The sequence below is a fragment of the Aeromonas bivalvium genome (genome assembly GCF_000819765.1).
Taxonomy (GTDB): domain Bacteria; phylum Pseudomonadota; class Gammaproteobacteria; order Enterobacterales; family Aeromonadaceae; genus Aeromonas; species Aeromonas bivalvium.
Genome location: NZ_CDBT01000015.1, coordinates 23946 through 48499, shown reverse-complemented (window position 1 = coordinate 48499; position 24554 = coordinate 23946). Strand labels below are relative to the sequence as shown.

General features: G+C 65.1%; 16 protein-coding genes. 10 read left to right on the top strand and 6 right to left on the bottom strand.

The genetic code is table 11. The annotated features are described in order from the left end of the window. Positions 1-973: MCP four helix bundle domain-containing protein (locus BN1119_RS05450; protein WP_157438633.1), on the bottom strand; the 973-nt coding region annotated here is incomplete at its 3' end. A 124-nt stretch (positions 974-1097) separates the two neighbouring features. Next, positions 1098-3008, bottom strand: a complete 1911-nt coding sequence (locus tag BN1119_RS05445; RefSeq protein ID WP_041995052.1) for a methyl-accepting chemotaxis protein — start codon at positions 3006-3008, stop codon at positions 1098-1100. Between the two features lie 252 nt (positions 3009-3260). Here BN1119_RS05445 and BN1119_RS05440 point away from each other — a divergent pair, with 252 nt between their 5' ends. From BN1119_RS05440 to BN1119_RS05425, 4 genes are all read left to right on the top strand, one after another. Continuing rightward, on the top strand, positions 3261-5537 hold the full coding sequence (locus BN1119_RS05440) for a patatin-like phospholipase family protein (RefSeq protein ID WP_041995050.1): 2277 nt from the start codon (positions 3261-3263) through the stop codon (positions 5535-5537). A gap of 227 nt (positions 5538-5764) precedes the next feature. Continuing rightward, positions 5765-8362 carry a bifunctional aconitate hydratase 2/2-methylisocitrate dehydratase gene (acnB, locus tag BN1119_RS05435; RefSeq protein ID WP_041995049.1) on the top strand — a complete coding sequence of 866 codons (2598 nt, stop codon included), beginning with the start codon at positions 5765-5767 and terminating at the stop codon, positions 8360-8362. A 259-nt stretch (positions 8363-8621) separates the two neighbouring features. Next, positions 8622-10199 carry an EAL domain-containing protein gene (locus BN1119_RS05430; protein ID WP_041995047.1) on the top strand — a complete coding sequence of 526 codons (1578 nt, stop codon included), beginning with the start codon at positions 8622-8624 and terminating at the stop codon, positions 10197-10199. Between the two features lie 110 nt (positions 10200-10309). Then, positions 10310-11893: an EAL domain-containing protein gene (locus BN1119_RS05425; protein ID WP_041995045.1), complete on the top strand. Its 1584-nt coding sequence runs from the start codon at positions 10310-10312 to the stop codon at positions 11891-11893. 108 nt (positions 11894-12001) lie between these two features. Here BN1119_RS05425 and BN1119_RS05420 read toward each other — a convergent pair whose 3' ends face one another. Then, positions 12002-12751 (bottom strand): 3-oxoacyl-ACP reductase family protein, encoded by a 750-nt coding sequence (locus tag BN1119_RS05420; protein ID WP_041995043.1) that lies wholly within the window; start codon positions 12749-12751, stop codon positions 12002-12004. 176 nt (positions 12752-12927) lie between these two features. Here BN1119_RS05420 and BN1119_RS05415 point away from each other — a divergent pair, with 176 nt between their 5' ends. Continuing rightward, positions 12928-13851 carry a LysR family transcriptional regulator gene (locus tag BN1119_RS05415; RefSeq protein WP_041995041.1) on the top strand — a complete coding sequence of 308 codons (924 nt, stop codon included), beginning with the start codon at positions 12928-12930 and terminating at the stop codon, positions 13849-13851. Between the two features lie 60 nt (positions 13852-13911). Here the strand turns inward: BN1119_RS05415 and BN1119_RS05410 are convergent, their stop codons facing one another. Then, entirely contained in the window at positions 13912-14820 is a 909-nt protein-coding gene (locus BN1119_RS05410; protein WP_041995040.1) for a LysR family transcriptional regulator, read from the bottom strand. A gap of 76 nt (positions 14821-14896) precedes the next feature. On the opposite strand from BN1119_RS05410, the gene BN1119_RS05405 reads away from it, so the two are divergent. The 3 genes from BN1119_RS05405 (at position 14897) to BN1119_RS05395 (ending at position 18236) form a co-directional block, all read left to right on the top strand. Further along, on the top strand, positions 14897-15514 hold the full coding sequence (locus BN1119_RS05405) for a LysE family transporter (protein ID WP_041995038.1): 618 nt from the start codon (positions 14897-14899) through the stop codon (positions 15512-15514). Positions 15515-15630: 116 nt separating this feature from the next. Then, positions 15631-17037, top strand: coding sequence for a D-arabinono-1,4-lactone oxidase (locus BN1119_RS05400; RefSeq protein ID WP_041995036.1), 1407 nt, complete (start codon positions 15631-15633; stop codon positions 17035-17037). Between the two features lie 71 nt (positions 17038-17108). After that, entirely contained in the window at positions 17109-18236 is a 1128-nt protein-coding gene (locus BN1119_RS05395; protein WP_041995034.1) for a CobW family GTP-binding protein, read from the top strand. Positions 18237-18267: 31 nt separating this feature from the next. Here BN1119_RS05395 and BN1119_RS05390 read toward each other — a convergent pair whose 3' ends face one another. Beyond that, complete coding sequence (locus BN1119_RS05390; RefSeq protein WP_041995032.1) at positions 18268-21366, bottom strand: efflux RND transporter permease subunit; 3099 nt, start codon at positions 21364-21366, stop codon at positions 18268-18270. Beyond that, on the bottom strand, positions 21363-22430 hold the full coding sequence (locus BN1119_RS05385) for an efflux RND transporter periplasmic adaptor subunit (RefSeq protein WP_041995031.1): 1068 nt from the start codon (positions 22428-22430) through the stop codon (positions 21363-21365). Before BN1119_RS05385 ends, BN1119_RS05390 begins: the two co-directional genes overlap by 4 nt. A 91-nt stretch (positions 22431-22521) precedes the next feature. Between BN1119_RS05385 and BN1119_RS05380 the strand changes: the two genes are divergently transcribed. Both BN1119_RS05380 and mdtD read left to right on the top strand, forming a co-directional pair. Beyond that, positions 22522-23127 (top strand): TetR/AcrR family transcriptional regulator, encoded by a 606-nt coding sequence (locus BN1119_RS05380; protein WP_041995029.1) that lies wholly within the window; start codon positions 22522-22524, stop codon positions 23125-23127. A gap of 10 nt (positions 23128-23137) precedes the next feature. After that, positions 23138-24544 (top strand): multidrug transporter subunit MdtD, encoded by a 1407-nt coding sequence (mdtD, locus tag BN1119_RS05375; RefSeq protein ID WP_041995026.1) that lies wholly within the window; start codon positions 23138-23140, stop codon positions 24542-24544. Positions 24545-24554 lie beyond the last annotated feature (10 nt).

Below are 24554 nucleotides of genomic sequence, written 5' to 3'. Positions count from 1 at the left end.
TGCCGGCGATCTCGCTGACGGTGGCACCCATCTCGTGGATGGCGGTGGCGACCTGGACGGTGCGATCCCGCTGGGCGGTGCAGTTGTGCTGGGTGAGCTGGGCCTGCTCGGCGACCTGGGCCGCTGTGCTGGCCAGCTGGCGGGAGTTGCTGGCCACCTGCTCGATGGCACCGTGGATGCGGGCCACGAACTGATTGAAGCTGCGGGCTATCTCGGCCAGCTCATCCTTGCCCTCGATCTGGGCCCGGCTGTCCAGGGCCAGATGGGTCGCCGCTTCGCCGATATGGTGCTGCAGGAAGCTGACCCTGCGTCGCAGGCTGGTGAGGATCTGGCTGGAGACCAGCAGGGAGATGAGGATGGCGGCCACTATGATGGCGATCATCTGGTTGCGGCCGCTGCCGTAACTCTCCTCGCTCAGCTCGTTCCTGTGCCTGGCCTGGGCGATGAGGCCGTCGAGCAGGGCATTGGCCCCCTTGCGCATCTCGCCATAGGTCTGGCTGTAACGGTCGCGATAGAGGGTGCGGGCCACCTCCATCTGATTGTTCTCCAGGGCCTGCAGCATGGGGGTCAGCTCGTCACGCTCCATCCGCTCGAACTGGCCGAGCAGGCGTTCTGCCTCGGCCCGGGCGGCGGGATCGACCTGGGCCGTCACCGCCTGCTGCATGGCCTGGCGCATCTCGGGAATGTCTTCCTCGCGGGTCTCCTTGACCCGGGTCAGCACCCCCTTCTCATCCCGCAGCGAGGTGTCTTGCAGCAGCATCATGTCGATGCCGACCCGCATGCGCGGGATGCGGGAGGCGACCTCCGCCATGGCGCGCATGGGGGTGGCCGTGTTCTGGTAGAGCTCATCGGCCTGCAACTTGATGTGGCCCATGCTGCGCAGGCTGGCGCCGCCGACCAGCAAGAGGGCGACGCAAGGCACTGTGACGGCCAGGATGAGCTGGGATTTCAGGGTGATCTTTCCTGCAAGCATGATGGCTCCTTGATGTGTTGCTATGTCGCTAATGTAGCGGCTTGTCATGACGATTTGCCGTCATGGCCGGACCGACACTCCTTGCCTGTCCGGTCGAAAAAGAGCGCCGAAGCGCTCAGTCACGTCACAGCCGGAAGTTGCCCACCAGCTGATCCAGCTCGCCGGAGAGCTGCTGCAGGCTGCGGCTCGAGGCGGTGAGCTGGTGGGCTATGTCCGCCGTCTCCATGGTGAGCTGGTTGATGTCTTCCACGTTGCGGTTGATCTCACCCACCACGCTGGATTGCTCCTCGGTGGCGGTGGCCACCTGGATGTTCATGTCGCTGATCTGGGTGATGTGGGCGGTGATCTGGCCCAGGGCCTCGTTGGCCGCATCTGCCTGGTTCACCACGGTCAGGCTCTGGCCGTGTCCCTCGGCCATGGCGCTCACCGCCCGGGCCGACTGGGCCTGCAGGCCGTCGATCATCTTCTGGATCTCCTCGGTGGAGGCGGCGGAGCGGCTGGCGAGGTTGCGCACCTCGTCGGCCACCACGGCGAAACCGCGCCCCTGCTCGCCGGCCCGGGCCGCCTCGATGGCGGCGTTGAGGGCCAGCAGATTGGTCTGCTCCGAGATGCTGCGGATGGTGTCGAGTATGCTGCCGATGGCATCGGTCTGACCGGCCAGTGAGCCGATGACCCCGGAGACCGATTCCAGCTCGTCGGAGAGGCCGACGATGCCGTGGCGGGCCTGGGCGACGACACCGGCCCCGGCATCGGCCTGCTCGTTGGCCTGGCGGGCGACGTCGGCGGCCAGGGACGCATTGCCGGCGATCTCGCTGACGGTGGCACCCATCTCGTGGATGGCGGTGGCGACCTGGACGGTGCGATCCCGCTGGGCGGTGCAGTTGTGCTGGGTGAGCTGGGCCTGCTCGGCGACCTGGGCCGCTGTGCTGGCCAGCTGGCGGGAGTTGCTGGCCACCTGCTCGATGGAGCCATGTATCTTGGCGACGAAGTTGTTGAAGCCTCTGGCAACCTCGCTCAGTTCATCCCGCCCGTCCACCTTGAGACGCTGGGTCAGGTCGCCGTCACCGCTGCCCAGTTCCCGGAACAGGCGTGCCAGTTCGTTGAGGGGGCGGCTGACGGAGCCTGCCAGCACCATGCCGAGCAGGCCCATGCCTACGGCGATGGCCAGGCTGACCAGCAGGATATGGAGGCGGGCCTGGTCGAGCTCGGCATAGATTTCGGCCTCGGGCACCTGGACCACCAGATACCAGTCGAGCAGCGGAATATAGCTGGTGGCGAGTACCACCTTCTGGCCGTCCACCTCGGCGTGGCTGGCGGAAAACTCCTGCTTGCCGAGCAGGGCCGGGGCGACAGGGCCTGCCAGTTGATTGAGATTGTCACGGTCGATGCGGGCGGCATCCGGGTGCAGCTTCACCTTGCCGCTGCCATCGGTCATGAAGACGAAGCCGCTGTCACCGACCCGGAAGTTGGAGAGGGTGGCGACCATGGTATCCAGGGACTTGGCGAGCCCGGCCAGGCCCCGGCCACCCAGCTGCTGGAAGTTGACGAACAGCTTCATCTCGCCATTGCTCTCGCGAAAGATGCTGAGCATCAGGTCTTGCTGGCTCTTGGTATAGCCGTAGAACCAGGCATCCTGATCCGGGGTCAGGTTGCGCAAGAAACCATCCTGGTTGTAGTAGGCCGCGCTCTGGCGGTCGGCGAAGGAGGCGGTCACCAGGCCATATTGCGCCGTGAGATCCTTGAGCTGGCTGATGAGGATGCTCTCCTGCTCCCTGGGCATGCCGCGCTCGACCCAGTCCAGCACGAAGCGGTCATTGGCCAGCTGCCTGGCGGCGTTGGCCACCGAGTTGAGATCTTTTTCGATGTCCTTGCCGATGCGCTGGGTCAGGTTCGGCAGCTCCTGCTCGAACATGCGGCTCTCGATCAGCTGCTGGGCGGAGCGCTGACTGAAATAGCCCACCAGCAGGCAGGAGAGCACCACGGCCAGGGTGACGGTGGCGATTATTTTCTGTTTGAGGGTCAGGCTTGCGAGCATGATGTTGACTCAAGATCCGGTTGCAAGAGGGTCATGATAGTAGCGGCCGTCGGGATGAATTCTTGAGTGCCGGGCCGGGTTTTATTCAGGGTTTGCGTTTGCGCTCACGGCGCAATGGGAAGAGGGGTATCATCTGGATTCGATCCCGTGGCCAGCAGGATCCACGGCGGCTCACGGGACGGTTGCGGTTCCCCGCTTGCCCCTTATAGTAGGCTGCAATCATCGCAATGCGCCTGACTCATGGACACTCATATGCACGCTTCTCGCCGGGAATGGACCCGCCCCCTTCTTCTGCTGCTCGGCTGCCTGTCGCTGGCCCTGCTCTGCTCCCAGGCCATGGCGGCGGATCGCCCCAAGGTCGCCCTGGTGCTCAGTGGCGGTGGCGCCAAGGGATCGGCCCATATCGGCATCCTCAAGGTGCTGGAGCAAAAGCGCATTCCGGTCGACATAGTGGTCGGCACCAGCATGGGCTCCTATGTGGCGGGCATGTACGCCATGGGGCTCAGCGCCGAGGAGGTGGAGCGCATGACGCTGGCCATCGACTGGAACAAGGGATATCAGGACAAGGTGGGACGCAACGAGCTCTCCTTGCGCAAGAAGCAGCAGAACGAGCAGTATCAGCTGCGCACCGACATCGGCGTCAATGGCAATACCACCCAGCTGCCGGACGGCTTCTTCCAGGGCCAATCCATGGCGAGCCTGTTGCGTCACGCCACCTCCAACCTGCCGGTGCAAAAGAGCTTCGACGATCTGCCGATCCCTTACCGTGCGGTCGCCACCGACATGGAGACGGTGACCCCCTATGTGCTGGACCACGGCAGCCTGGCCAAGGCGATGCAGGCTTCCATGTCCATCCCTGGGGCCCTCAAGCCGGTGGAGTGGGAGGGGCGCATTCTGTCCGATGGCGGTTCGGTCAACAACATGCCGGTGGATGTGGCCAAGGCCATGGGGGCGGATGTGGTGATCGCGGTGGACATCAGCGCCAGGTTGCGCACCCGGGAGGAGCTCAAGTCAGGGCTGGCCATGATTGATCAGCTCACCACCTACATGACCCAGGTCGGGACCGAGAAGCAGAAGGCCCTGCTGGGGCCCGGGGACATCTTGCTGACCCCTGAGTTCGGCAACATGGGCATCGCCGACTTTGCCCTGATGCCGGAGGGGATCAAGCGGGGCGAGCGGGTGGCCGAGGCGGCGTCGCGCCAGCTCGACGCCCTCTCCCTCTCCAAGGCGGACTACGCCGCCTATCGCAACCAGAAACTGAGCCGCCGTGCCGAGCGCAGTGGCCAGCCCGCCTACTTCATCGACAAGGTGGAGCTGGTCAACAAGTCGCGCCTCTCCGACGAGACCATGATAGCCACCCTCAAGGTGCGTCCCGACAAGGTGCAGACCAACGAGAGCCTGGAGGAGGGGATCCGTCGCCTCTATGCCCTGGAGTCGTTCGACCGCATCACCTACCAGGTCGAGGAGCGCAATGGCGAGAACGTGCTGGTGGTGGATGCCAGCGAGAAGAACTGGGGGCCGGGCTACCTCAACTTCCAGTTCGGCTTCTCCGACGATTTCCAGAGCGACTCCAATTACAACGTCGGCATGTCCTACACCCTGACCAATGTCAACGAGCTGGGGGCCGAGTGGCTGACAGAGGCCTCGCTCGGCACCGCCAAGCACATCAAGACCGACTTCTATACCCCGCTGGAGGCGTCGCAGACCTTCTATGGCGAGGCGAGCTTGGGATATGACAAGACCCAGCGCCGCATCTTCTTCGCCAGCGGCGATGAGCCCAACCTGCCGGTCGACTATGTGGAGTCCGAGTACAGCTTCTTCAGCGCGGATCTCTCCCTGGGCTGGAATCAGCAGCCCTGGAGCCGCCTCTCCCTGGGGCTGAACGGCAAGGTGGGCACCATAGATCTGCAGGTGTTCAAGGACGCCTCTGTGGATGCCACCGCCTGGGGCCCCTATGTGCGTTTCGAGCACGATACCCTGGACAGCCGCTACTTCCCCTACGCCGGGGTCTATTGGGACGCCAGGGCGGGTTATACCCGGGTCTCCATTGACGATGGCTCCGGGATAGATGGCAATGACAGCTCGGCCGGGGCCAGCTATCACCTGAGCCTGGTCAAGCCCTGGTCCTGGGACAGGCACAGCGTCAACCTGCTGCTGGAAGGGGGCGGACTGGACACCGACGAGGCGGTTCCCCTCGACATTCAGGATCTCGGCGGCCTGTTCCGCCTCTCCGGTTTCCAGCGCTATCAGCTCTCCGGGCGCTACAGCCTGTTTGGCGGCCTGCGTTACATCTATCGGGTGGCGGACAACGACTTTGGCGCCCTGCGGGCTCCCCTCTATCTCGGTGGCTCCATCGAGCAGGGCGGGGTCTGGAACAAGGGGGCGGACATCGATTTCCAGAGCTCCCTCACCGCGGGATCCGTCTATGTGGGGATAGAGAGTTTCCTCGGCCCCGTCTTCCTCGGCTATGGCATGGCCGAGGGGGGCAATGATGTGTTCTACCTGCAGTTAGGCAGCACCTTCGAATAGCATGAAAATGATGACAACTTGTTAAGTTGAATTTCCTGTCTTTTCTGTTAACAGGCAAAACATCAGCAAGTTTAATTGGTTAGCTATGGCAGATGAATATGTGTGCAGGGATTGGATTTTAATTACTCGTTAAAACTTATATAGTGGGGAGCACCCTAAGGGTGTCCCGCAAGGACGATCGCCGCCAGCCTGGGCGAGCCCCAAAAAAGACCAAAGAGGAATTAGTCGTGCTTGAAACCTACCGTAAACACGTCGAAGAACGTGCCGCCGAGGGCGTGGTTGCCAAACCTCTGGATGCAGAGCAAGTCGCCGCACTGGTTGAACTGTTCAAGAGCCCCCCCGCCGGTGAAGAAGACTTTCTGAAAGAGCTGTTGTCCTCCCGCGTCCCGCCCGGTGTCGATGAGGCCGCCTACGTCAAGGCCGGCTTCCTCACCGCCGTCGCCAAGGGCGAAACCCACTCTCCCATACTGACTGCCGCCGAGGCGGTCGAACTGCTCGGCACCATGCAGGGCGGTTACAACATTCAGCCGCTGATCGATCTGCTGGACGACGCGACCCTGGCTCCTCTTGCTGCCAAGGGCCTCTCCCACACCCTGCTGATGTTTGACTCCTTCCACGATGTGCAGGAGAAAGCCGAGGCGGGCAACGCCTTCGCCAAGCAGGTGCTGCAATCCTGGGCCGATGCCGAGTGGTTCCTGAACCGCCCCGCCCTGGCCGAGAAGATCACCGTCACCGTGTTCAAGGTGACCGGCGAGACCAACACCGACGATCTGTCCCCGGCACCGGACGCCTGGTCCCGTCCCGACATTCCGCTGCACGCCCTGGCCATGCTGAAAAACGCCCGCCCCGGCATCACCCCGGACAAGGACGGCGTCATCGGTCCCATCAAGACCATCGATGCCCTGAAAGAGCAGGGTTTCCCCCTGGCCTACGTCGGCGACGTGGTCGGTACCGGCTCTTCCCGCAAGTCCGCCACCAACTCGGTGCTCTGGTTCATGGGGGATGACATTCCCTTCGTGCCGAACAAGCGCGCCGGCGGTGTCTGCCTGGGCGGCAAGATTGCCCCCATCTTCTTCAACACCATGGAAGATGCCGGCGCCCTGCCCATCGAAGTGGACGTCGCCAAGCTGAACATGGGCGATGTCATCGACATTTTCCCCTATGAGGGCAAGATCTGCCGCCACGACACCGACGAGGTGCTGGCCGAGTTCACCCTCAAGACCGACGTGTTGATCGACGAGGTGCGCGCCGGTGGCCGCATTCCGCTCATCATAGGCCGCGGTCTGACCGACAAGGCCCGCGAGGCCCTGGGGTTGCCGTTCTCCACCGTGTTCCGTCGCCCGCAGCCCGTGGCCGACACCGGCAAGGGCTACACCCTGGCCCAGAAGATGGTGGGCAAGGCGTGCGGCGTGGAGGGCATACGCCCCGGTACCTACTGCGAGCCCAAGATGACCACGGTCGGCTCCCAGGACACCACGGGTCCCATGACCCGCGACGAGCTCAAGGATCTGGCCTGCCTCGGCTTCTCCGCCGATCTGACCATGCAGTCCTTCTGCCACACCGCGGCCTATCCCAAGCCCATCGACGTGCAGACCCACCACACCCTGCCGGACTTCATCATGAACCGCGGCGGTGTCTCCCTGCGCCCGGGTGACGGCGTCATCCACTCCTGGCTCAACCGCATGCTGCTGCCGGATACCGTGGGTACCGGCGGTGACTCCCACACCCGTTTCCCCATCGGCATCTCCTTCCCGGCGGGCTCCGGCCTGGTGGCCTTCGCCGCCGCCACCGGCGTCATGCCACTGGACATGCCCGAATCCGTGCTGGTGCGCTTCAAGGGCGAGCTGCAACCCGGCATCACCTTGCGTGATCTGGTCCATGCCATCCCCTACGCCGCCATCCAGAAAGGGCTGCTGACCGTCGAGAAAGCGGGCAAGAAGAACATCTTCTCCGGCCGCATCCTCGAGATCGAAGGTCTGCCGACCCTGAAGGTGGAGCAGGCGTTCGAGCTGGCGGATGCCAGTGCCGAGCGCAGTGCCGCCGGTTGCACCATCAAGCTGGATCAGGCTCCCATCGCCGAGTACCTCAAGTCCAACATCGTCATGCTCAAATGGATGCTGTCCGAGGGCTATGGCGACGTGCGCACCATCACCCGCCGCATCAAGGGGATGGAAGAGTGGCTGGCCAATCCTGTGCTGATGGAAGCGGACAAGGATGCCGAGTACGCCGAAATCATCGAGATCGATCTGGCCACCATCAAGGAGCCTATCCTGTGCGCGCCGAACGATCCGGACGATGCCCGCCTGCTGAGCGACGTGGCCGGTGACAAGATCGACGAGGTGTTCATCGGTTCCTGCATGACCAACATCGGCCACTTCCGTGCCGCCGGCAAGCTGCTGGACAAGTTCCAGGGTTCCCTGCCGACCCGGATGTGGATAGCGCCCCCCACCAAGATGGACAAGGATCAGCTGACCGAAGAGGGCTACTACGGCATCTTCGGCCGGGTCGGTGCCCGCATCGAGATCCCGGGCTGTTCCCTGTGCATGGGCAACCAGGCGCGGGTAGCGGAAGGGGCCTCGGTGGTTTCCACCTCCACCCGCAACTTCCCGAACCGTCTGGGCAAGGGGGCCAACGTCTACCTGGCCTCCGCCGAGCTGGCCGCGGTGGCCGCGATCATCGGCAAGATCCCGACCGTGGCCGAGTATCTGGAGTACGCCAAGACCCTGGATGCCACGGCGGCAGACACCTACCGTTACCTCAACTTCAACGAGATCGCCTCCTACACCCAGAAGGCCGATGCGGTGATTTTGCAGCAAGCGGTATAAGGCTGGGCGCCGATATGGCGCACTCAGCATGAAGACGAGCCCCGGCCCTGTGCCGGGGCTTTGCTTGTTGTGGCCAGCGAAACGGGGGACGAACAGGTCGGTGAGTATGTGAGTAAAAAATGATCTGGATCCTGAATGGCGCGGCGGACAGCCATTATCATGTCTTCCCCGGCTGCGATCGGATGTTTGCAGCTTGTCATCCAGGTGAGGCGATACAGCCATGATGGCTATCCTCTCAGCCCCATGGTCTGGCCACACTATGTTTCTGTTCAGTCTCGATCTCTCTCGCCCTGGTTGGCGCCTGCTGAGTGCGGTTCTGGTCTTTGCCCTGCCCCTGTCGGTGGGGCTGTGGGAGTTGCACGCCAACTATCTGCGCACCCTGGATAGGCAGTCCGAACAGGCCGCGACCCAGGCGGTGCAGCTGATGGAGGTGATGCTTGACCATGTGGAGGAGGCCAATCGTACCGTGGCCCCCCTGATCAGCCATCCCTGCCAGTCCAACCTGCTCACCCTGCGCAAGCAGGTGGCGCTGGTGCCCTTCGTGCGAACCCTCAATCTGATCGATGAAAATGGCATCTATTGCAACTCTGTGATGGGCAAGGTGAGCTGGCAGGATGAGCCTGACACCTACCATGAAGGTTTCCTGCGGCTGCTGCCTGGCCATGCCGAGCTGAGCAGTCAGCCCATGCTGGCGGTGCGCACCGAGAGCCAGCATGGCGCCGTGCTCAGCACCATTGACAGGGAGTATCTGAAGATGATACTGACCCTGAGCGCGCCCCATGGCGGCGAGGTCCTGCTCCATGTCGGGGAGGAGTGGCTGGATCACCTGGGGGAATTGATGGGCAGGGAACCCAGCCTGCCCACCCTGGCCAATCACAGTGTCCAGTCGAGACGCTACCCCCTCTCCATCTACGCCGGCCTGGTGCTGCCATCCAGCTGGCATTCCCTCTGGCAGGTCAGACGGGTGACCATGCTGATGCTGCTGGGATTCTCCCTCGGCATCTCCCTGCTGGTGTGGTGGCTGCTGGGTCGCCCCGGCTCCATGGAGGGGGAGCTGAAGCGGGCGTTGCGGGCCAAGGAATTCGTCCCCTATCTGCAACCCCTGGTGGCCGGCGAGGGGGGCAAGGTGATGGGGGCCGAGGTGCTGATGCGCTGGCAACACCCCTCATCCGGTCTTGTCCGTCCCGATCTCTTCATTCCCCAGGCGGAGGAGTGCGGCGTGATAGTGCCCATGACGGCGCGCCTGATGCAAACGGTCGCCCAGCAGCTGGCGGGCTGGCAGGACAAGCTGCCTGATGGTTTTCATATCGCCTTCAACATCAGCGCCGTCCACTGCCGGGACTTCTCCCTGCTGGCGCAGTGCCGTGCGTTTCTCTCCCACTTCCTGCCGGGGCAGGTGGTCCTGGTGCTGGAGCTGACCGAGCGGGAACTGCTGGTGGCCGATCCCCACACCCTCTCCCTGTTTCGGCAACTGGACGATCTGGGGGTCAGGCTTGCCATCGATGACTTTGGCACCGGCCACTCCAGCCTGGTCTATCTGCAGCAGTTCCATGTGGATTACCTCAAGATCGACAAGTCCTTCATCGGCCGCATCGGCACCGAGTCCCTGTCCGAGCACATAGTGGACAACGTCATCGACCTTGGCAGCCGGCTCGGCCTGGCCCTGATCGCCGAAAGGGTCGAGACCCGGGAGCAGGCGGAATACCTCAAGGGCAAGGTGACCTATCTGCAAGGCTACCTGTTTGGCCGCCCAGTGCCGCTGCGCCAGTTCTGCCGGGAGTTGGCGCCCTCGACGCCTGCGAAGGCCCCCTGCACCAGTCTCGCCCTCTGCTCCTGACCAGAAGGCGGCGTACACAGCCCATTACGGCTGCTCATCTTTTGAACGATTAGGCTCCGGTTCAGCAGGGGCTTGCTAGCATGGATCTCCTTTCATGAGCGGGAGCCACCATGCGTTATTGCAACGATGTCGATACGGCCAGACCCAGAACGAGAGTGTTGATCACCTTGCTGGTGTTCGTGCTGCCCATGCTGCTCGGCAACTGGGCGCTGCTGGTGCGTTATCGTGCCGATCTGCGCTGGGAGTCGAGGCAGGCGGCGAGCCATACCCTGGGTCTGATGGAAACCATGCTGGCCAATGCCGAGCAGGCCAACGACCAGGCCTTGCCATTTCTGGGCAAGCCCTGCACCGCGGCGATGCCGACCCTCAGATCCCTGGTCGCCATGGTGCCCTTCGTGCGTTCGGTCAACCTGGGAGCGGGGGGCCAAATCTATTGCACCTCCCAATTTGGCCTGCGGGAGATCCCCTATGTCGCCGATGCCTACAGCCAGGGTCGCCTGAGGCTGATGGCGGGCAATCTGGTGCGGCGCCAGCATCCTCTCCTCTCGGTGCGTGCCGCCTCGCCCCGGGGAGCCGTCCTCACCCTGATCGATGGGGACTACCTCAACTTCATGCTGAATCTTACCCAGAGCGCCATGCCCATCATGCTCAGGGTCGGCGATTGCTGGCTCGACGAGGAGGGCCATTTCTTTGCCGCCGAGCCTCCCCTGGCGAGCCAGGACCATGTGCGGCTCCAGGCTGCTGGTTACCCTCTTTCCATCTATGCGGGCTACTCCTCCCAGCCTACGCTCCTGGGGATGTGGCGGCACCGTGACTTCGGGATCTGGCTGTTGCTTGGCTTTTGTGCCGGGTTTGCCGCCATCATGTGGTGGCTGCTGGGTCGCCCCCGTTCCCCCACCAGCGAGCTGGCCCGGGCCCTGCGGGCCAAGGAGTTCGTGCCCTACCTGCAACCCCTGGTGGAGAGCGGCAGCGAGCGCATCATGGGGGTCGAGGTGCTGATGCGCTGGCAGCATCCCGATGTGGGGCTGATCCGGCCGGATCTCTTCATCCCCCAGGCGGAGGCGTGCGGGCTGATCGTGCCCATGACCAGCCTCATCATGGGGGAGGTGGGTCTGCGGCTGGCCGCCGAGCAGGAGCGGTTGCCCGATGGCTTTCATGTCGGTTTCAACATCAGCGCGGCCCACTGCCGGGATGACAGCCTGCTGGAGGATTGCCGCCGATTCCTCGCCCATTTTGTGCCGGGCAAGGTGACGCTGGTGCTGGAGCTGACCGAGCGGGAGCTCCTGGTTGCCGATCCCCACACCCTGGCACTGTTCCAGGCGCTGGACGAGCTGGGAGTCAAGCTGGCCATGGATGATTTTGGCACAGGCCACTCCAGCCTGGTCTATCTGCAGCAGTTCCACGTGGACTACCTCAAGATCGACCAGTCCTTCATCGCGCGCATCGGTACCGAATCCCTGTCCGAGCACATCGTCGACAACGTGATCGATCTCGGCCATCGCCTCGGTCTGGCCCTGGTGGCCGAAGGGGTCGAGACCCGGGATCAGGCGGAGTATCTCGAGGGCAAGGTGACCTATCTGCAGGGCTACCTGTTTGGCCGCCCCGTGCCCGTGCGGCAGTTCTGCGACGAGCAGCTGGGGCGGGAAGGGTTGCCTGCGACGGGCGTCAAAGAGGCGCTGCTCGAACCAGCCTGAACTTGCCCTGTCAGCAGGCCTCCTCACGGCCGTGGGTGACAGCCCTATCCCCTGGTAAGCAAGCCCCGGCGAGTGCCGGGGCTGTTGTATCCGACATCAAATGGAGATTCAGGCGGAGAAGCCGCCGTCTATGGTCAGACTGGCGCCAGTGACATAGCCTGCTTCAGGCCCCGCCAGGTAGGCGACGAAGCTGGCGATCTCCTCATCCTTGCCGTAGCGGGCCAGTGCCATCATCCCCTTGAGCTGCTCTGCCGATTCCCCGTCAGCCGGGTTCATGTCGGTATCGACCGGGCCTGGCTGCACGTTGTTGACCGTGATGCCCCGCGGGCCCAGATCCCGTGCCATGCCTTTGGTCAGGCCGACCAGGGCCGACTTGCTCATGGCGTAGACGGATCCGCCCGCCATGGGGATGCGATCGGCATTGGTGCTGCCAATGTTGATGATGCGTCCCCCCTGGCTCATGTGGCGAGCCGCTTCCTGGCTGGCCACGAACACGCTGCGAATGTTGACGGCCAGGGTGCGATCGAGATCGTCCAGGGTCAGCTCTTCAATACTGCCCCATACCAGCACCCCGGCGTTGTTGACCAGGATGTCCAGCCGCCCGAAGTGGGTGACGCTCTGGCGGATGGCGTGCTGCACGGCCGCGGCATCGGCGCTGTCGGCCCGGATGGCCAGGGCCTTGCCGCCCGCCGCCGTGATGGTCGCGACAACTTCCTCTGCCTGGCTGGCGGAGGAGACATAGGTGAAGGCCACGGCGGCACCATCGCGAGCGAGGCGTTTCACAATGGCGGCACCAATGCCGCGGGAACCACCTTGTACGAAGGCAACGTGTCCACTGAGGGGTTTGACGGTCAACATCTGGTCTCTCCTGTCTGGTGATAAGGTAACGTCTGAGCGAGTTGGGAACTCAAGGCTCTCCGAGCCACCCCAGGCAAGGGGTGGTGTTGAATGAACCTGTTTATAGTGTGATTGATTCCTGTAGATTGATTAAGTAGCTATTATTCCAATCTCTAATTCCCTCAAGGACCTAATGGATGGCAGTACAGGATCCCTTTCTGAGTGTGAGGCATTTTGTCGCCGTGGCGCAGTCAGGCAGTTTCACCGTGGCGGCGCTGGCGTTGGGGCTGACTGGCTCGGCGCTGAGCAAGAGCATTGTGCGTCTGGAGGCACGGTTGGGGGTCAAGCTGCTGCACAGAACAACCCGTCGGGTGAGCCTGACTCCGGAGGGGGAGGCATATCTGGCCAGCTGCCTCCAGGCTACCCGGGTACTGGAAGAGGCGGAACAGAGCCTTGCATCGGGAAAGCAGAGCCCGTCGGGGCGCGTGCGCATCGATCTGCCCGCTGCGTTTGGTCGCAGGCACGTGCTGCCTCTCCTGCTGGAACTGGCTGGCCAGCATCCACAGCTGGATCTCTCGGTGACCTTCAACGAGCGCAAGGTCGATCTCATCGAGGCCAACATCGATCTGGTGGTGCGCATAGGAGCGCTGGACGACCAGGGGGATCTCGTTGCGCGCCGCCTGGGTGAGCAGCGGCTGATCATCTGTGGTGCCCCCTCCTATCTGGCCAGGCGCGGGGTGCCCTTGACCCCGGACGAGCTGTCACGGCACGACTGCATCATTGACTGGCGAGCCGGACATCGTCATGGCTGGCTGCTCGGCAATGGGGCGGGCAAAACGCAAGTCCGTGACATTCCGGTTCGCTACGAGATGGGGGATGGGGAAGCCGTGCGGGCAGCGGCACTGGCCGGCCTTGGGCTGGCACAGGTGCCGACCTGGCTGGTGAGCGAGCAATTGGCAGCGGGCACCCTCGTCTCTGTGCTCGATGATCACGCCGGCGGCGAGATGCCGATCAATCTCCTCTGGGCCAGGAGCCAGCACATGGCGCTCAAGGTGCGCGTCGTGGTCGATGCCTTGCTGCTGGCGGCGCAACAGGGGGGCAGTGCCTTTCGGGCCGGCTGAGCCGGGTGCCGTGCACTCCCCTGGCTCAAGATAGCCGCGCGGGTGAGGGGCGGCGAGGGCTCAGCTCAGGTGATGCAGCCAGTTCGCCAGCGTCTCGTGGGGGCTGCCGGGCTCGGGTTTGGCGGGGGCGAGCAGGTGATAGCCGCTGCCATCCGGGACGAAGCCGAGGGGGGCGGCCAAGAGCCCAGCCTCTATGTCGTCGCACACCTGCCGATAAGGGCCGATGGCGACGCCAAGGCCCGCCACCGCGCCCTGCAGGCTGAAGTAGAAGTGCTCGAAGCGCTGGCCCGGCACCTCCTCGTCGGCAGACATGCCTGCGTGCTGCTGCCACTCCAACCAGGCGCCCGGACGGGTCTTGGTGTGCAGGCGGGGGGCCGAGGGGCGCAGGGCCCAGCCCTCTTCCCGTCGTTCGAAAAACTGCGCCACCTTGCCCGGCTGGCAGACAGGGCCGGTCCGTTCCTCGAACAGCAGCTGGCTGTGCAGCTCCTCGGGCCAGTGGAAGTCGTTGCGCCGGATGGCGAGATCGATGCCACTGTCGAAGCTGAGGGCGCCGCCCCCCGCCATCAGATGCACATCCAGCTCGGGGTGCAGGGCCTGGAAGGCGGGCCAGCGCGGGATCAGCCAGCGCATCAGCAGGGTGGGCTCGCAGGAGAGCACCAGCGACGAGGGACGGCTCTGCTGGCGCAGGGCCTGGGCCGTCTGGCGGATGCCGCCCAGCCCCTCCCTGACCGCCCGATAGAGCCGCTCGCCTGCCTCGGTCAGAAAGACCCGACGCTGGCGCCGCTCGAACAGCCTGACCCCCAGGTCTTCCTCCAGCAGGCGCACCGCCCGGCTGATGGCGCCATGGGTGAGGTGCAGCTCGTCGGCGGCGCGGCCGAAGTGCTCGGTGCGGGCCGCCACCTCGAAGCAGCGCAGGGCCGTCAGGGAGGGAAGCGATAGACTTTTTTGTGAGTTATTTTCACCATTCATGTCAGAAATCATCGTTCGTTATTGGTGCAATGGCCAAATAAAATAGCCGATATCCCCTCTAATCAGGACTATTTTCATGACCGAACTGTTCGCCGTTGTTGCCATTACCCTCTTTGCCGTCATCAGCCCCGGGCCCGACTTTGCCATGGTGTCGCGCAACAGCCTGCTGCTCTCGCGCCGCACCGGCGTGCTGACGGCGCTCGGCATCGCGGCCGGGGTCTGTGTCCACGTGAGCTATACCCTGCTGGGGGTAGGCCTGCTGATCCAGCAATCCCTCTGGCTGTTCAACCTCATCAAGCTGGCGGGGGCGGCCTACCTCATCTTCCTCGGCATCAAGATGCTGCGGGCCAAACCGGCCGCCGCTGAGGAGAGCCTCAGCCAGCCCGCTCTCTCCAGCCTGGGGGCGCTGCGCACCGGTTTTCTGACCAATGTGCTCAACCCCAAGACCACCATCTTCATCGTCAGCCTCTTCATGCAGGTGGTGCAGCCGCAGACGCCGCTGGCGGTCCAGCTCGGTTATGGCGCCTTCATCGCCCTGGCTCACGCCCTCTGGTTCGGCGCCGTGGCGCTCTTCTTCTCCAGCGCCTCGGTGCGGGTGCGTCTGCTGGCGGTGCGTCACTGGATCGATCGGGTGTTTGGCGCTCTGCTGGTGGGATTCGGCATGTTGCTGGCGCTGACCCAGCCCTCGCGCTGAGGAGAGGAGGAGAGGCGCGCCTTATCCACCCCCGACTGTAGGGGCTTGTTTTTCATGCCTTGGCGCTCGCTTTTCGGTAGAATCGCCGCTCATTTTGAAGGCAGATGAGGCGCGGTATGACGGTTCAGTTCCAGGCATTTCACAGCATCAAGGCGATTGGCAATCGGGAGGTGCTGTTCAACTGGTCGCGAACCAACCCCCTCGGCGCCCTGGATCAGGTGTGGCGCCCGACGAATCGCGACGAGCTGCAACAGCTGCTGCGCAAATACCCCGAGCGCAAGCTGCGGCTCATCGGCTCCGGCCTCTCCTTTGAACCCATCCACAGCGTCTATGCCGAGGGCAGCCAGGCGCTGCTGGTGGACCTGCACCACCTGCGCGGCCAGCTGGACAAGACAGCCGATACCGTGACCTACCTGGCGGGGACGCCGCTCGATACCGTCTATGCCGATCTCATCGCCATGGATCGCATGCTGCCGGCGTCCCCCGGGGTCATCGGCATTCAGACCCTGGGCGGCGCGCTCAGCACAGGTACCCATGGCCAGGGGCTGCACCAGTCCGCCCTGTGCGATGCGGTGGAGGCCCTCACCATCATGCTGGCCAATGGCGACATCATTGGCGTGGATCGCACGGATCCCCGCTTCGGCGCCTTCGTGATGGGCATGGGCATGCTCGGCATCCTGCTGGATGTGCGCCTGCGCACCGTGCCCAACCGCATCATGCGCTGCACCAAGTTCACCACAGACTACCCCTTCCTGCTGGAACACAACGAGCGGCTCAACCGGGAGCACGGCTTCGTGAAGAGCTGGTGGTTCGCCTGGACCGGGGAGAGCCACATCTGGCTGGTGGATCCCGCCTCCGATGACGAGGTGGCCCGCTACCGCGCCGGCGGCAGCGAGCCCCTGCTGCTGGAGGGAGACATGGACGAGCGCATGAACCTGGCCCTCAATGCCACCATAGATGCCACCCTGCAGAAGATGGCGCGGGACACCAAGGACGAGGCCCGGGCCGGGGAGCACTTCGAGACGGTGCGCCGCTTCAAGGATGCCTCTGACTTGGTGGGCAACGTCTACCAGATCCTCTGTAAGGGGATACCGGCCCCCCAGATCAACTGCGAGGTGGCCGTGCCCCTGGCGCGCATGGGGGAGGCGCTGGAGATCCTGCAGGCCTGGCAGGAGCGCAACCCGGGGGCGCTGCACTACCCCTTCATCCTGCGCTGCACCGGCCCCTCCGAGGCCTGGCTCAGCGCCGCTTATGGCAAGTCGGTGTGCTGGATAGGATTCCTGGTCTATCTGGCGGCGGACGGCACCTTCGTCGGTGGCTCCATGGAGCAGATGCGCGAGTTGCAGCAACTGCTGGTGCCCCTTGGCGGCATTCCCCATTTCGGCAAGCATCTGGCGATGGATCTCTACGACTTCCCGGCCCTGCTGCCACGCTGGCACGACTTCCTGGCCTTGAAGCGCGAGCTCGACCCCCACGGCCGCTTCGAGAACCGCTGGCTCGGCGAGCTGTTTGCCAACCGGTAAGGAACTGACATGACGGATATGCAAGACACCCGCTTACTCATCACACTGCCGACCAGAGGGGAGTCATCCCTATGACAGACATGCAAGACACCCGGATCCCCGTGACCCTGCTGACCGGCTTTCTCGGCAGCGGCAAGACCACACTGCTCAACCACTGGGTCAAGCAGCCCGAGCTCGGGGAGTGCGCCGTGCTCATCAACGAGTTCGGCGCTGTGGGGCTGGATCACCACCTGGTGCAGCAGGTGGACGAGCAGGTGGTACTGCTCGATTCCGGCTGCATCTGCTGCTCGGTGCAGGGCTCCCTGGTGGAGGCGTTGCAGGGGCTCTTCATGAAGGCGATCCAGCGCAAGATCAAACCCTTCAAGCGGCTCATCATCGAGACCACGGGTCTGGCGGATCCCGCCCCTGTGCTGTTTACCCTGAAGGAGGAGGGCTTCATCGCCCAGCGCTACCGCTTCGACGGCACCGTCACCGTGGTGGACGCCGGCCATATCGAGCAGCAGCTGGCTGCCCAGTACGAGGCGGTCAAACAGGTGGCCCTGGCGGATCTGCTGGTGCTGAGCAAGGGGGATCTGGTGGAGGCGGAGCAGCTGGATCGGGTGGAGGCCCGGCTGGCGACCCTCAACCCGGCGGCGCCCGTCGAGCGGGTCAGCAATGGTGTGCTCTCCCCCGCCGTGCTGGAGAAGCTCGGTGCCTACAACGAGGCGGCCGGTCGGGACGTGCGCCAGCTGCTGGCCTGGCTGCGCACCGAGTCCCCGAAACAGGGGCTGGCATCACCGATGCAACCCAAGATGCAGCCGTTTGCCGCCAAGGTGGGGGCCGCCGCCCCCACCCATTTTGACCATGGCAACATAGAGAGCTTCTCCCTGCGCATCGGTGAACCCCTCAAGCCGTCCCGCCTGCTGGCCGCCATCGATGCTGTGCAGGCGCAATACGGCGACGCCCTGCTGCGGCTCAAGGGCATATTGCAGCTGGAAGGGGAGAGCCAACCCGTGGTGATCCACGGGGTACATGGCCAGCTCTATCCGTTGCAGACCCTGCTGGACTGGCCGGAGGGACGTGCCCAGTCCCGGTTGGTATTCATCGTCAGGCGCGCCGACAAGGCCGCTATCGAGGCCCTGTTCCTGGCGACCCTCAAGGCCCCAGAGCCGAGCCTGGAGCAGCGGCTGAAGGCGATGCTGGGGTCGCCGGACGCCTGACTGGCGGTGCCGGGAGCCTCGGGCCTGCGTCTCAGCCTGTCTGCCCCAGGGGCGGTCTCTGCTGGCGGTCCGCCTCCTGGCTGGCTGCCTGGCCGCGCAGCAGCAGGAAGGCGGCCGGCGCGAAGTAGAAGGAGAGCAGGGTCGCCAGGGCCGTGCCCCCGGCGATGGCGATGGCGAAGGGAGGCCAGAAGCCGCCGCCTCCCAGCAGCAGCGGCAGGAAGCCACCGACCGTGGTGATGGTGGTGGAGACGATGTGGCGGCTGCAACCGGCCACCAGGTTGCGGATCTGTGCCCTGTCCCCCCTCATGGCCAGGGGATCCGCCTTGAGCTCCGCCAGTATGACGATGGCGGCGTTGATGGCGAGTCCCATCAGGCCGAGCAGGGCTATGATGACGGTGAAACCGAAGGGGTAGCCGAGCAGCCAGACCCAGAGCAGCCCCAGCCCGCACGATTGCAGCGCCACCAGCATGATGACCCCCGCCATGCGAAACGAGTTGAAGCTGAGCACCAGCACCGCCAGCAGCAGCACGGCGATCAGGCCCACGTGGGCCATCAGGTTGCCCACGGACTCGTCCCGCTTGGCCGACTCGCCCCCAATCTCCAGCCGATAACCCGCCGGCAGCGCCAGTTGCCCCTCATCCAGTCGCTGACGCACCTGGTTGAGCACCGTCTGGGGCAGCACCCCCATCCTCAGGTAGGCCTCCAGCACATTGACCCGCTCGCCGTCCCGGCGGCTGATCTCCCCCCAGCTCGGGCTCAATGTGGCGCTGGCCAGGTTGCGCAGGGTCAGCCCAGTGCCCCCCTCGTCATTCCTCAGGGGCTGGTTGAGCAGATCCTGGATATCCTGGCGCTCGCTTGCCGCCAGCCGCACCCGGACAGGGATAGACTCGGTGCCCTCCAGCACGGCGCCGCCGACGCGGCCATCCAGGGCCGCCTCCAGCCGGGTCGCGAGCTGGCCCAGGTTCATGCCCGCCAGCAGGCTGGCCTCCTCGTCCACCGTCAGCCACAGCTTGGGCACCCCCGCCTGCAGGGTGGCCCGGGTCTGGATCACATCCGGGGTCTCGGCGAGCAGGGCGCGCACCTCTTCCCCGAGGCGGTGGAGCTGGTGCAGGTCCGGGCCGAACAGGCGCAGCTCCACCGGGGCGTTGAAGGGGGGGCCCTGTTCGAGCTTGCGCACCAGGATCTGGGCCTGGGGGAAGGCCGTGTCCAGATCTTGCTGCAACCGGGGGATCAGGCGGTTGGCGCTGGCGAGATCCCGAAACCGTATCATGCCCTGGGCATAATCGACCCGGCCCTGCTGACGGGGCACCAGGTTGTAATAGAAGCTGGGGGCGTTGTCACCTATGACCCAGTCCTGGCGGACCAGCTCGGGGTAGCGGGCCAGGGTCTGCTCCATGGCGGCCACCAGGGTGCGGGTGTGGCCCAGGCTGGCCTGGGGGGAGAGACTCACCTCTATGTGGATCATGTCCCTGTCCGCCGGTGGGAAGAACTGCTCGGTCAGGCGGCTGGCGGCCCAGAAACCGGCCAAGGGCAGCAGGCAGACCAGCAGCAGGCTGGTGCGGGGACGGGCCAGGGCCCAGGCCAGGCTGCGCTCGAAGCGGGCGGCCAGGGCGGGCAGGTGCAGGCCATCCCGATACCAGGCGCTGCCTCCCCGAGGGGCGACCCAGCGCGCCGACAGACCGGCCACCAGGGTATGGGAGATGAGGTAGGAGCCGATCAGGGAGAAGATCACCGCCCAGGCGATGCCGCCGACGAACTCACCGGCCGGGCCCGGCATCAGTATGATGGGCAGGAAGGCGAGCAGGGTGGTGAGGGTGGACCCCAGCAGCGGCAGCCAGAGGTGGCCGATGGCCTCCATGGCGGCGGCGGTCACCCCCATGCCGTGGCGGCGCTGATGCTGTACCCGATCCGCCATGACGATGGCGTTGTCCACCATGATGCCGAGGGCCACCACCAGGCCGGTGACCGACATCTGGTGGATGGGCAGGCCGATGAGGTTCATGCAGGCGAAGGTGAAGGCCACCGTCAGGGGCAGGGAGAGGCTGACGATGAGGGCGGCCCGCACCCCCAGGGTCACCAGCAGCACCCCCATGATGATGGCGAACCCCTGTCCTATGTTGACCAGCAGATCCGAGAGGCGGCGCTCGGTATATTGGCGCTGATCGAAGCTGGTGGTCAGGGCGATGTTGTCCGGCAGGCTCAGGGCAAGGTCGGCCAGCATGGCATCGAGCTGGGCCGACCAGAGATCGATGCGCCTGTCCTGGGCCATGCGGATGCCGACCACGATGGCCCGCTCCCCGTTGGCGAAGGCGAGCTGGCTCTCGGGCTGGCGGATGCCGTGCTTCACCTCGGCGATGTCGCCAAGGCGCAGGGTCCGGCCCTGCTCGTCGGTGCGCAGGGGGATCTGGCGGATGCGCTCCAGGGTATCGAGGGAGCCTCGCAACTCGATCAGCAGCCGGTTGTTGCGCCCCTGCAACTCCCCGGCGCTCACCTTGGCATCGGCCCCCCGCAGGGCCTGGGCCAGGGTGGGGCCATCGAGCCCGGCGGCGCCCAGGGCCAGGGGATCGAAGATGACCTCTATCTCCTCCTCGGGGGCACCGGTGCGCTCCACGTACTGGGTGCCGGGCAGCATGCGTGCCCGCCGCTCCAGCTCGGCGCTGTAGCGGGCCAGGCGATCCAGCTGGATGGGGCCGGGCCCGCGCCAGCTGAGGTTGACCAGCCGGGTGAAGGGGTAGCCCTTCTCGTCGTTGAGCTGGGGAGCGCCGGCCCCGTCGGGCAGCTCGGAGGCGAGATCCCCGAGCCGATCCCGGATCCGGGACCAGACGGGCACCACCTCGGTCACCTCGTCCCTGAGCTCGACCTGGATGATGGAGAGACCGGGGCGGGAGTGGGACTCGATGAGCTTGACCTCGCTCTGGGCCCTGAGCCGGTTCTCTATGGGCTCGCTCACCAGGGCCTCGACCCGCTCGGCACTGGCGCCGGGCAGGGGGGTGACCACGCTGGCGAAGCGGCTGATGATCTGGGGATCCTCGGTGCGGGGCAGGCTCTGGAGGGCGGCCAGCCCGGCGGCGATCAGCAGGGCTACCGCCAGCAGGGCCAGTCGGCCGTTGTCGATGAAGGCGCGGATCATGGGGTCGCCTCCTGCACCGTCACCCGCTGACCCGGCACCAGCTTGTGCAGGCCGTCCATGACGATGCGCTCATCCCCTTGCAGGGCCCCCTCTATCCAGGCGCGCTCTCCATCCTGCTGCAACAGGCGCACATCCCGGCTGACGATGGTGGGCTCCGGGGTGCGGGTGGCCACATAGAGGGTCCAGCCGCCCCGGATCCCCTGGGTCAGGGCGGTCAGGGGCACCACATAGGCGTCGATGGCGCTGGGGGTCTGGTGCAGCAGGCTGATCAGCTGGCCCTCGGCCAGCATGGCGGCGTCCTCTCCCAGGGCGAAACGGGCGCTGCGGGTGTGGGTGTGGCCATCGACCCGGATCCCCAGGTTGACCAGGCGGGCGGTGAAGGTGCGATCCGCCGCCTGCAGCGGGTAGGTTTGTCCCGGGCTCAGGGTGGCGGCCAGCTCGGCGGGAATGCCGATGTCCGCCTCCCAGTGACCGGTACGGATCAGGGTGAACAGGGGCTGGCCCGCGCTCACCACGGCGCCGAGGGGCTGCTCCCGGCTCACGACGGTACCGCTGAAGGGGGCCAGCAGGCGGGACTTCTCGATACGGACCTGATTGGCCTCTTGCGCCGCCGCTATCTGGCTGGCGCTCGCCTCCAGCATGCGGGTCTTGCCCTGCCACTCGTCTATCTCCTGATCCGAACTGAACTGGCGCTGGCGCAGGGTGGTGAGCCGGGTGAGCGTCTGGCGGGCCAGGGTCAGCTCGGCCCGGTTCTGGCCGAGGCGGGCGGCCAGCTCGCGGGCTTCGACCTCCAGCAGCCGGGTATCCAGGGTGGCGAGCAACTCTCCGGCGGCGAAGGTGTCGCCCCGCGCCTTGTGCAGGGAGGCAATCCGCCCCGCCAGCTCGAAGCCGACGGCCCCCTCCTGGGGTGCCACGACCCGGCCGGTGTAACGGCGCAGCTCCGGATAGTGATCGCTCGATTGCAGGGGGAGGGCGGTGACCCGGGTCGGGGTGGGGGTCGCCACTTCCTGACTGACCGGACCGCAGCCGGCGAGCAGCAAGAGCGCGAGTAGCAGAAGCGCCATGACATCATCCTTGTGTTGATTTAGTATTCAAACCATACCGTACAGTCTAGTTTTATCGGTACTAGACTGTCCAGTTTGATTTGGAGGCAAAATGAACAATTCACCGCGCAGTCAAAAGAAGCGGGCAGCCATATTGGAAGCGGCGGGGCAGCTGTTCTGCGAGCAGGGCCCCCATCAGGTCAGCATGGACATGGTGGCCAGCGCCGCCGGCGTCTCCAAGCAGACGGTCTACAGTCACTTCACCAGCAAGGAGCTGCTGTTCGCCGAGGCGGTGGGGGCCAAGTGTCACAATGACGAGCTCTCTGCGGCCCTGCTGGAGCAGGGCGGCTCGGTGCGCGAGAGCCTGCTGCTGTTCGGGCGCGGCTTTCGCCGCCTGGTGCTGAGCGAGCAGGCGATCAACATCTTTCGCACCTGCGTTGGCAGCAACGATGAACAGTTGTCCGCGCTCTTTTTCGAGGCGGGACCGGTGCAAGTGCTCGGGATCCTGGCACAGTGGCTGGAGCGGCAGAAACAGCTGGGCCTGCTCCACCACCCCGACAGCCAGGACGCCGCCCTGCAACTGCTGCTGATGTGGCAGGGCAAGGACAGGATCCGCCGCGAGCTGGGCCTGCCCCTGATGGAGAGCCCGGCCCAGCAGGAGGCCTGGCTGAACAGCTGCATCGACCTGTTTCTGAGCGCCTCAACCCCCCAATCCTGACGGAGACACCATGACGCAGCCACACCCGGAACTCTCAGCGGCCCAACTCAAGTGGCTGCCCTGGCTGACCGCGGTCGGCTTCTTCATGCAGACTCTCGATGGCACCATCCTCAACACGGCGCTGCCGAGCATGGCACAGGCCCTGGGGGAGAGCCCGCTGCAGATGCAGTCCGTGGTCATCGCCTATATGCTGACGGTGGCGCTGCTCATCCCCGCCTCCGGCTGGCTGGCGGACAGATTCGGCACCCGCCGCGTCTATCTGTGGGCCATCGCCCTGTTCAGTCTGGGCTCTCTGGCCTGCGCCCTGGCCAATACCTTGCCGCTGCTGGTGGCGGCCCGGGTGCTGCAAGGGGTGGGCGGCGCCCTGCTGATGCCGGTGGGGCGGCTCGCCGTGTTGCGGGCCTTCAGCAAGCGGGATCTGCTCAGGGTGATGTCGTTCGTCACCATCCCCGGGCTGGTGGGGCCCCTCATAGGCCCGGCCCTGGGGGGCTGGCTGGTGGAGGTGGCGAGCTGGCACTGGGTGTTTCTCATCAACCTGCCGGTGGGGCTGCTCGGCTTCATCGCCAGCTGGTACTACATGCCGGAGATGCGACGGGAGACGCCCAGATTCGACTGGCGCGGCTTCGTGATGTTCAGCGCCGGCATGGTGCTGGTGTCGGTCGGTCTGCAGGGGCTGGGGGAGCACAGCCTCTCCACCGGCTGGTCCCTGCTGCTGCTCATCACTGGCCTGGCGGCCATGGCGAGCTACTGGCTCTATGCCGCGAACGCCGAGCGCCCCCTGTTCAGTCTGGCGTTGTTTCAGACCAAGACCTTCGCCATCGGGGTCTGGGGCAACCTCTTTGCCCGCCTGGGCAGCGGCGCCATGCCGTTTCTCACCCCGCTGTTTCTGCAACTGGGTCTGGGCTATTCGCCGAGTGCGGCGGGCATGACCATGATACCGACCGTGCTCGGCGCCATGCTGACCAAGACCCTGGTCAACAAGCTGATCCCCCGCATCGGCTATCGTCGCATCCTGGTGGGCAATACCCTGCTGCTGGGGGCCCTGATCGCCAGCTTCGCCCTCATCGACAACGACCTGCCCTACTGGGCGCTGCTCGGCTGGCTCGGGGTGTTCGGCGCCATCAACTCGCTGCAGTTCTCCGCCATGAACACTCTCACCTTGCAGGATCTGAGTGCCGAGCACGCCAGCAGCGGCAACGGTCTGCTGTCAGTCGTGATGCAGCTCTCCATGAGCCTTGGGGTTGCCATCGCCGCCAGCCTGCTCGGGCTCTTTGCCGCCTCGAGCAGCGAGCAGTGGCTCCATGGCTTCCACCTCACCTATCTCTGCATCGGCCTGATGGCCATGCTGGCTGCGATGATCTTCGCCCAGCTCGCCAAAGACGATATGAAGGAGCGTCGGCGCGAAGGTTCGGCCTGATGGTGATGGG

Coding starts and splice junctions, on each gene's coding strand:
- BN1119_RS05445 (WP_041995052.1), bottom strand. CDS start 3,008: ATGCTCGCAAGCCTGACCCTCAAACAGAAAATAATCGCCACCGTCACC.
- BN1119_RS05440 (WP_041995050.1), top strand. CDS start 3,261: ATGCACGCTTCTCGCCGGGAATGGACCCGCCCCCTTCTTCTGCTGCTC.
- BN1119_RS05430 (WP_041995047.1), top strand. CDS start 8,622: ATGTTTCTGTTCAGTCTCGATCTCTCTCGCCCTGGTTGGCGCCTGCTG.
- BN1119_RS05425 (WP_041995045.1), top strand. CDS start 10,310: ATGCGTTATTGCAACGATGTCGATACGGCCAGACCCAGAACGAGAGTG.
- BN1119_RS05420 (WP_041995043.1), bottom strand. CDS start 12,751: ATGTTGACCGTCAAACCCCTCAGTGGACACGTTGCCTTCGTACAAGGT.
- BN1119_RS05415 (WP_041995041.1), top strand. CDS start 12,928: ATGGCAGTACAGGATCCCTTTCTGAGTGTGAGGCATTTTGTCGCCGTG.
- BN1119_RS05410 (WP_041995040.1), bottom strand. CDS start 14,820: ATGAATGGTGAAAATAACTCACAAAAAAGTCTATCGCTTCCCTCCCTG.
- BN1119_RS05405 (WP_041995038.1), top strand. CDS start 14,897: ATGACCGAACTGTTCGCCGTTGTTGCCATTACCCTCTTTGCCGTCATC.
- BN1119_RS05400 (WP_041995036.1), top strand. CDS start 15,631: ATGACGGTTCAGTTCCAGGCATTTCACAGCATCAAGGCGATTGGCAAT.
- BN1119_RS05395 (WP_041995034.1), top strand. CDS start 17,109: ATGACAGACATGCAAGACACCCGGATCCCCGTGACCCTGCTGACCGGC.
- BN1119_RS05390 (WP_041995032.1), bottom strand. CDS start 21,366: ATGATCCGCGCCTTCATCGACAACGGCCGACTGGCCCTGCTGGCGGTA.
- BN1119_RS05385 (WP_041995031.1), bottom strand. CDS start 22,430: ATGGCGCTTCTGCTACTCGCGCTCTTGCTGCTCGCCGGCTGCGGTCCG.
- BN1119_RS05380 (WP_041995029.1), top strand. CDS start 22,522: ATGAACAATTCACCGCGCAGTCAAAAGAAGCGGGCAGCCATATTGGAA.
- mdtD (WP_041995026.1), top strand. CDS start 23,138: ATGACGCAGCCACACCCGGAACTCTCAGCGGCCCAACTCAAGTGGCTG.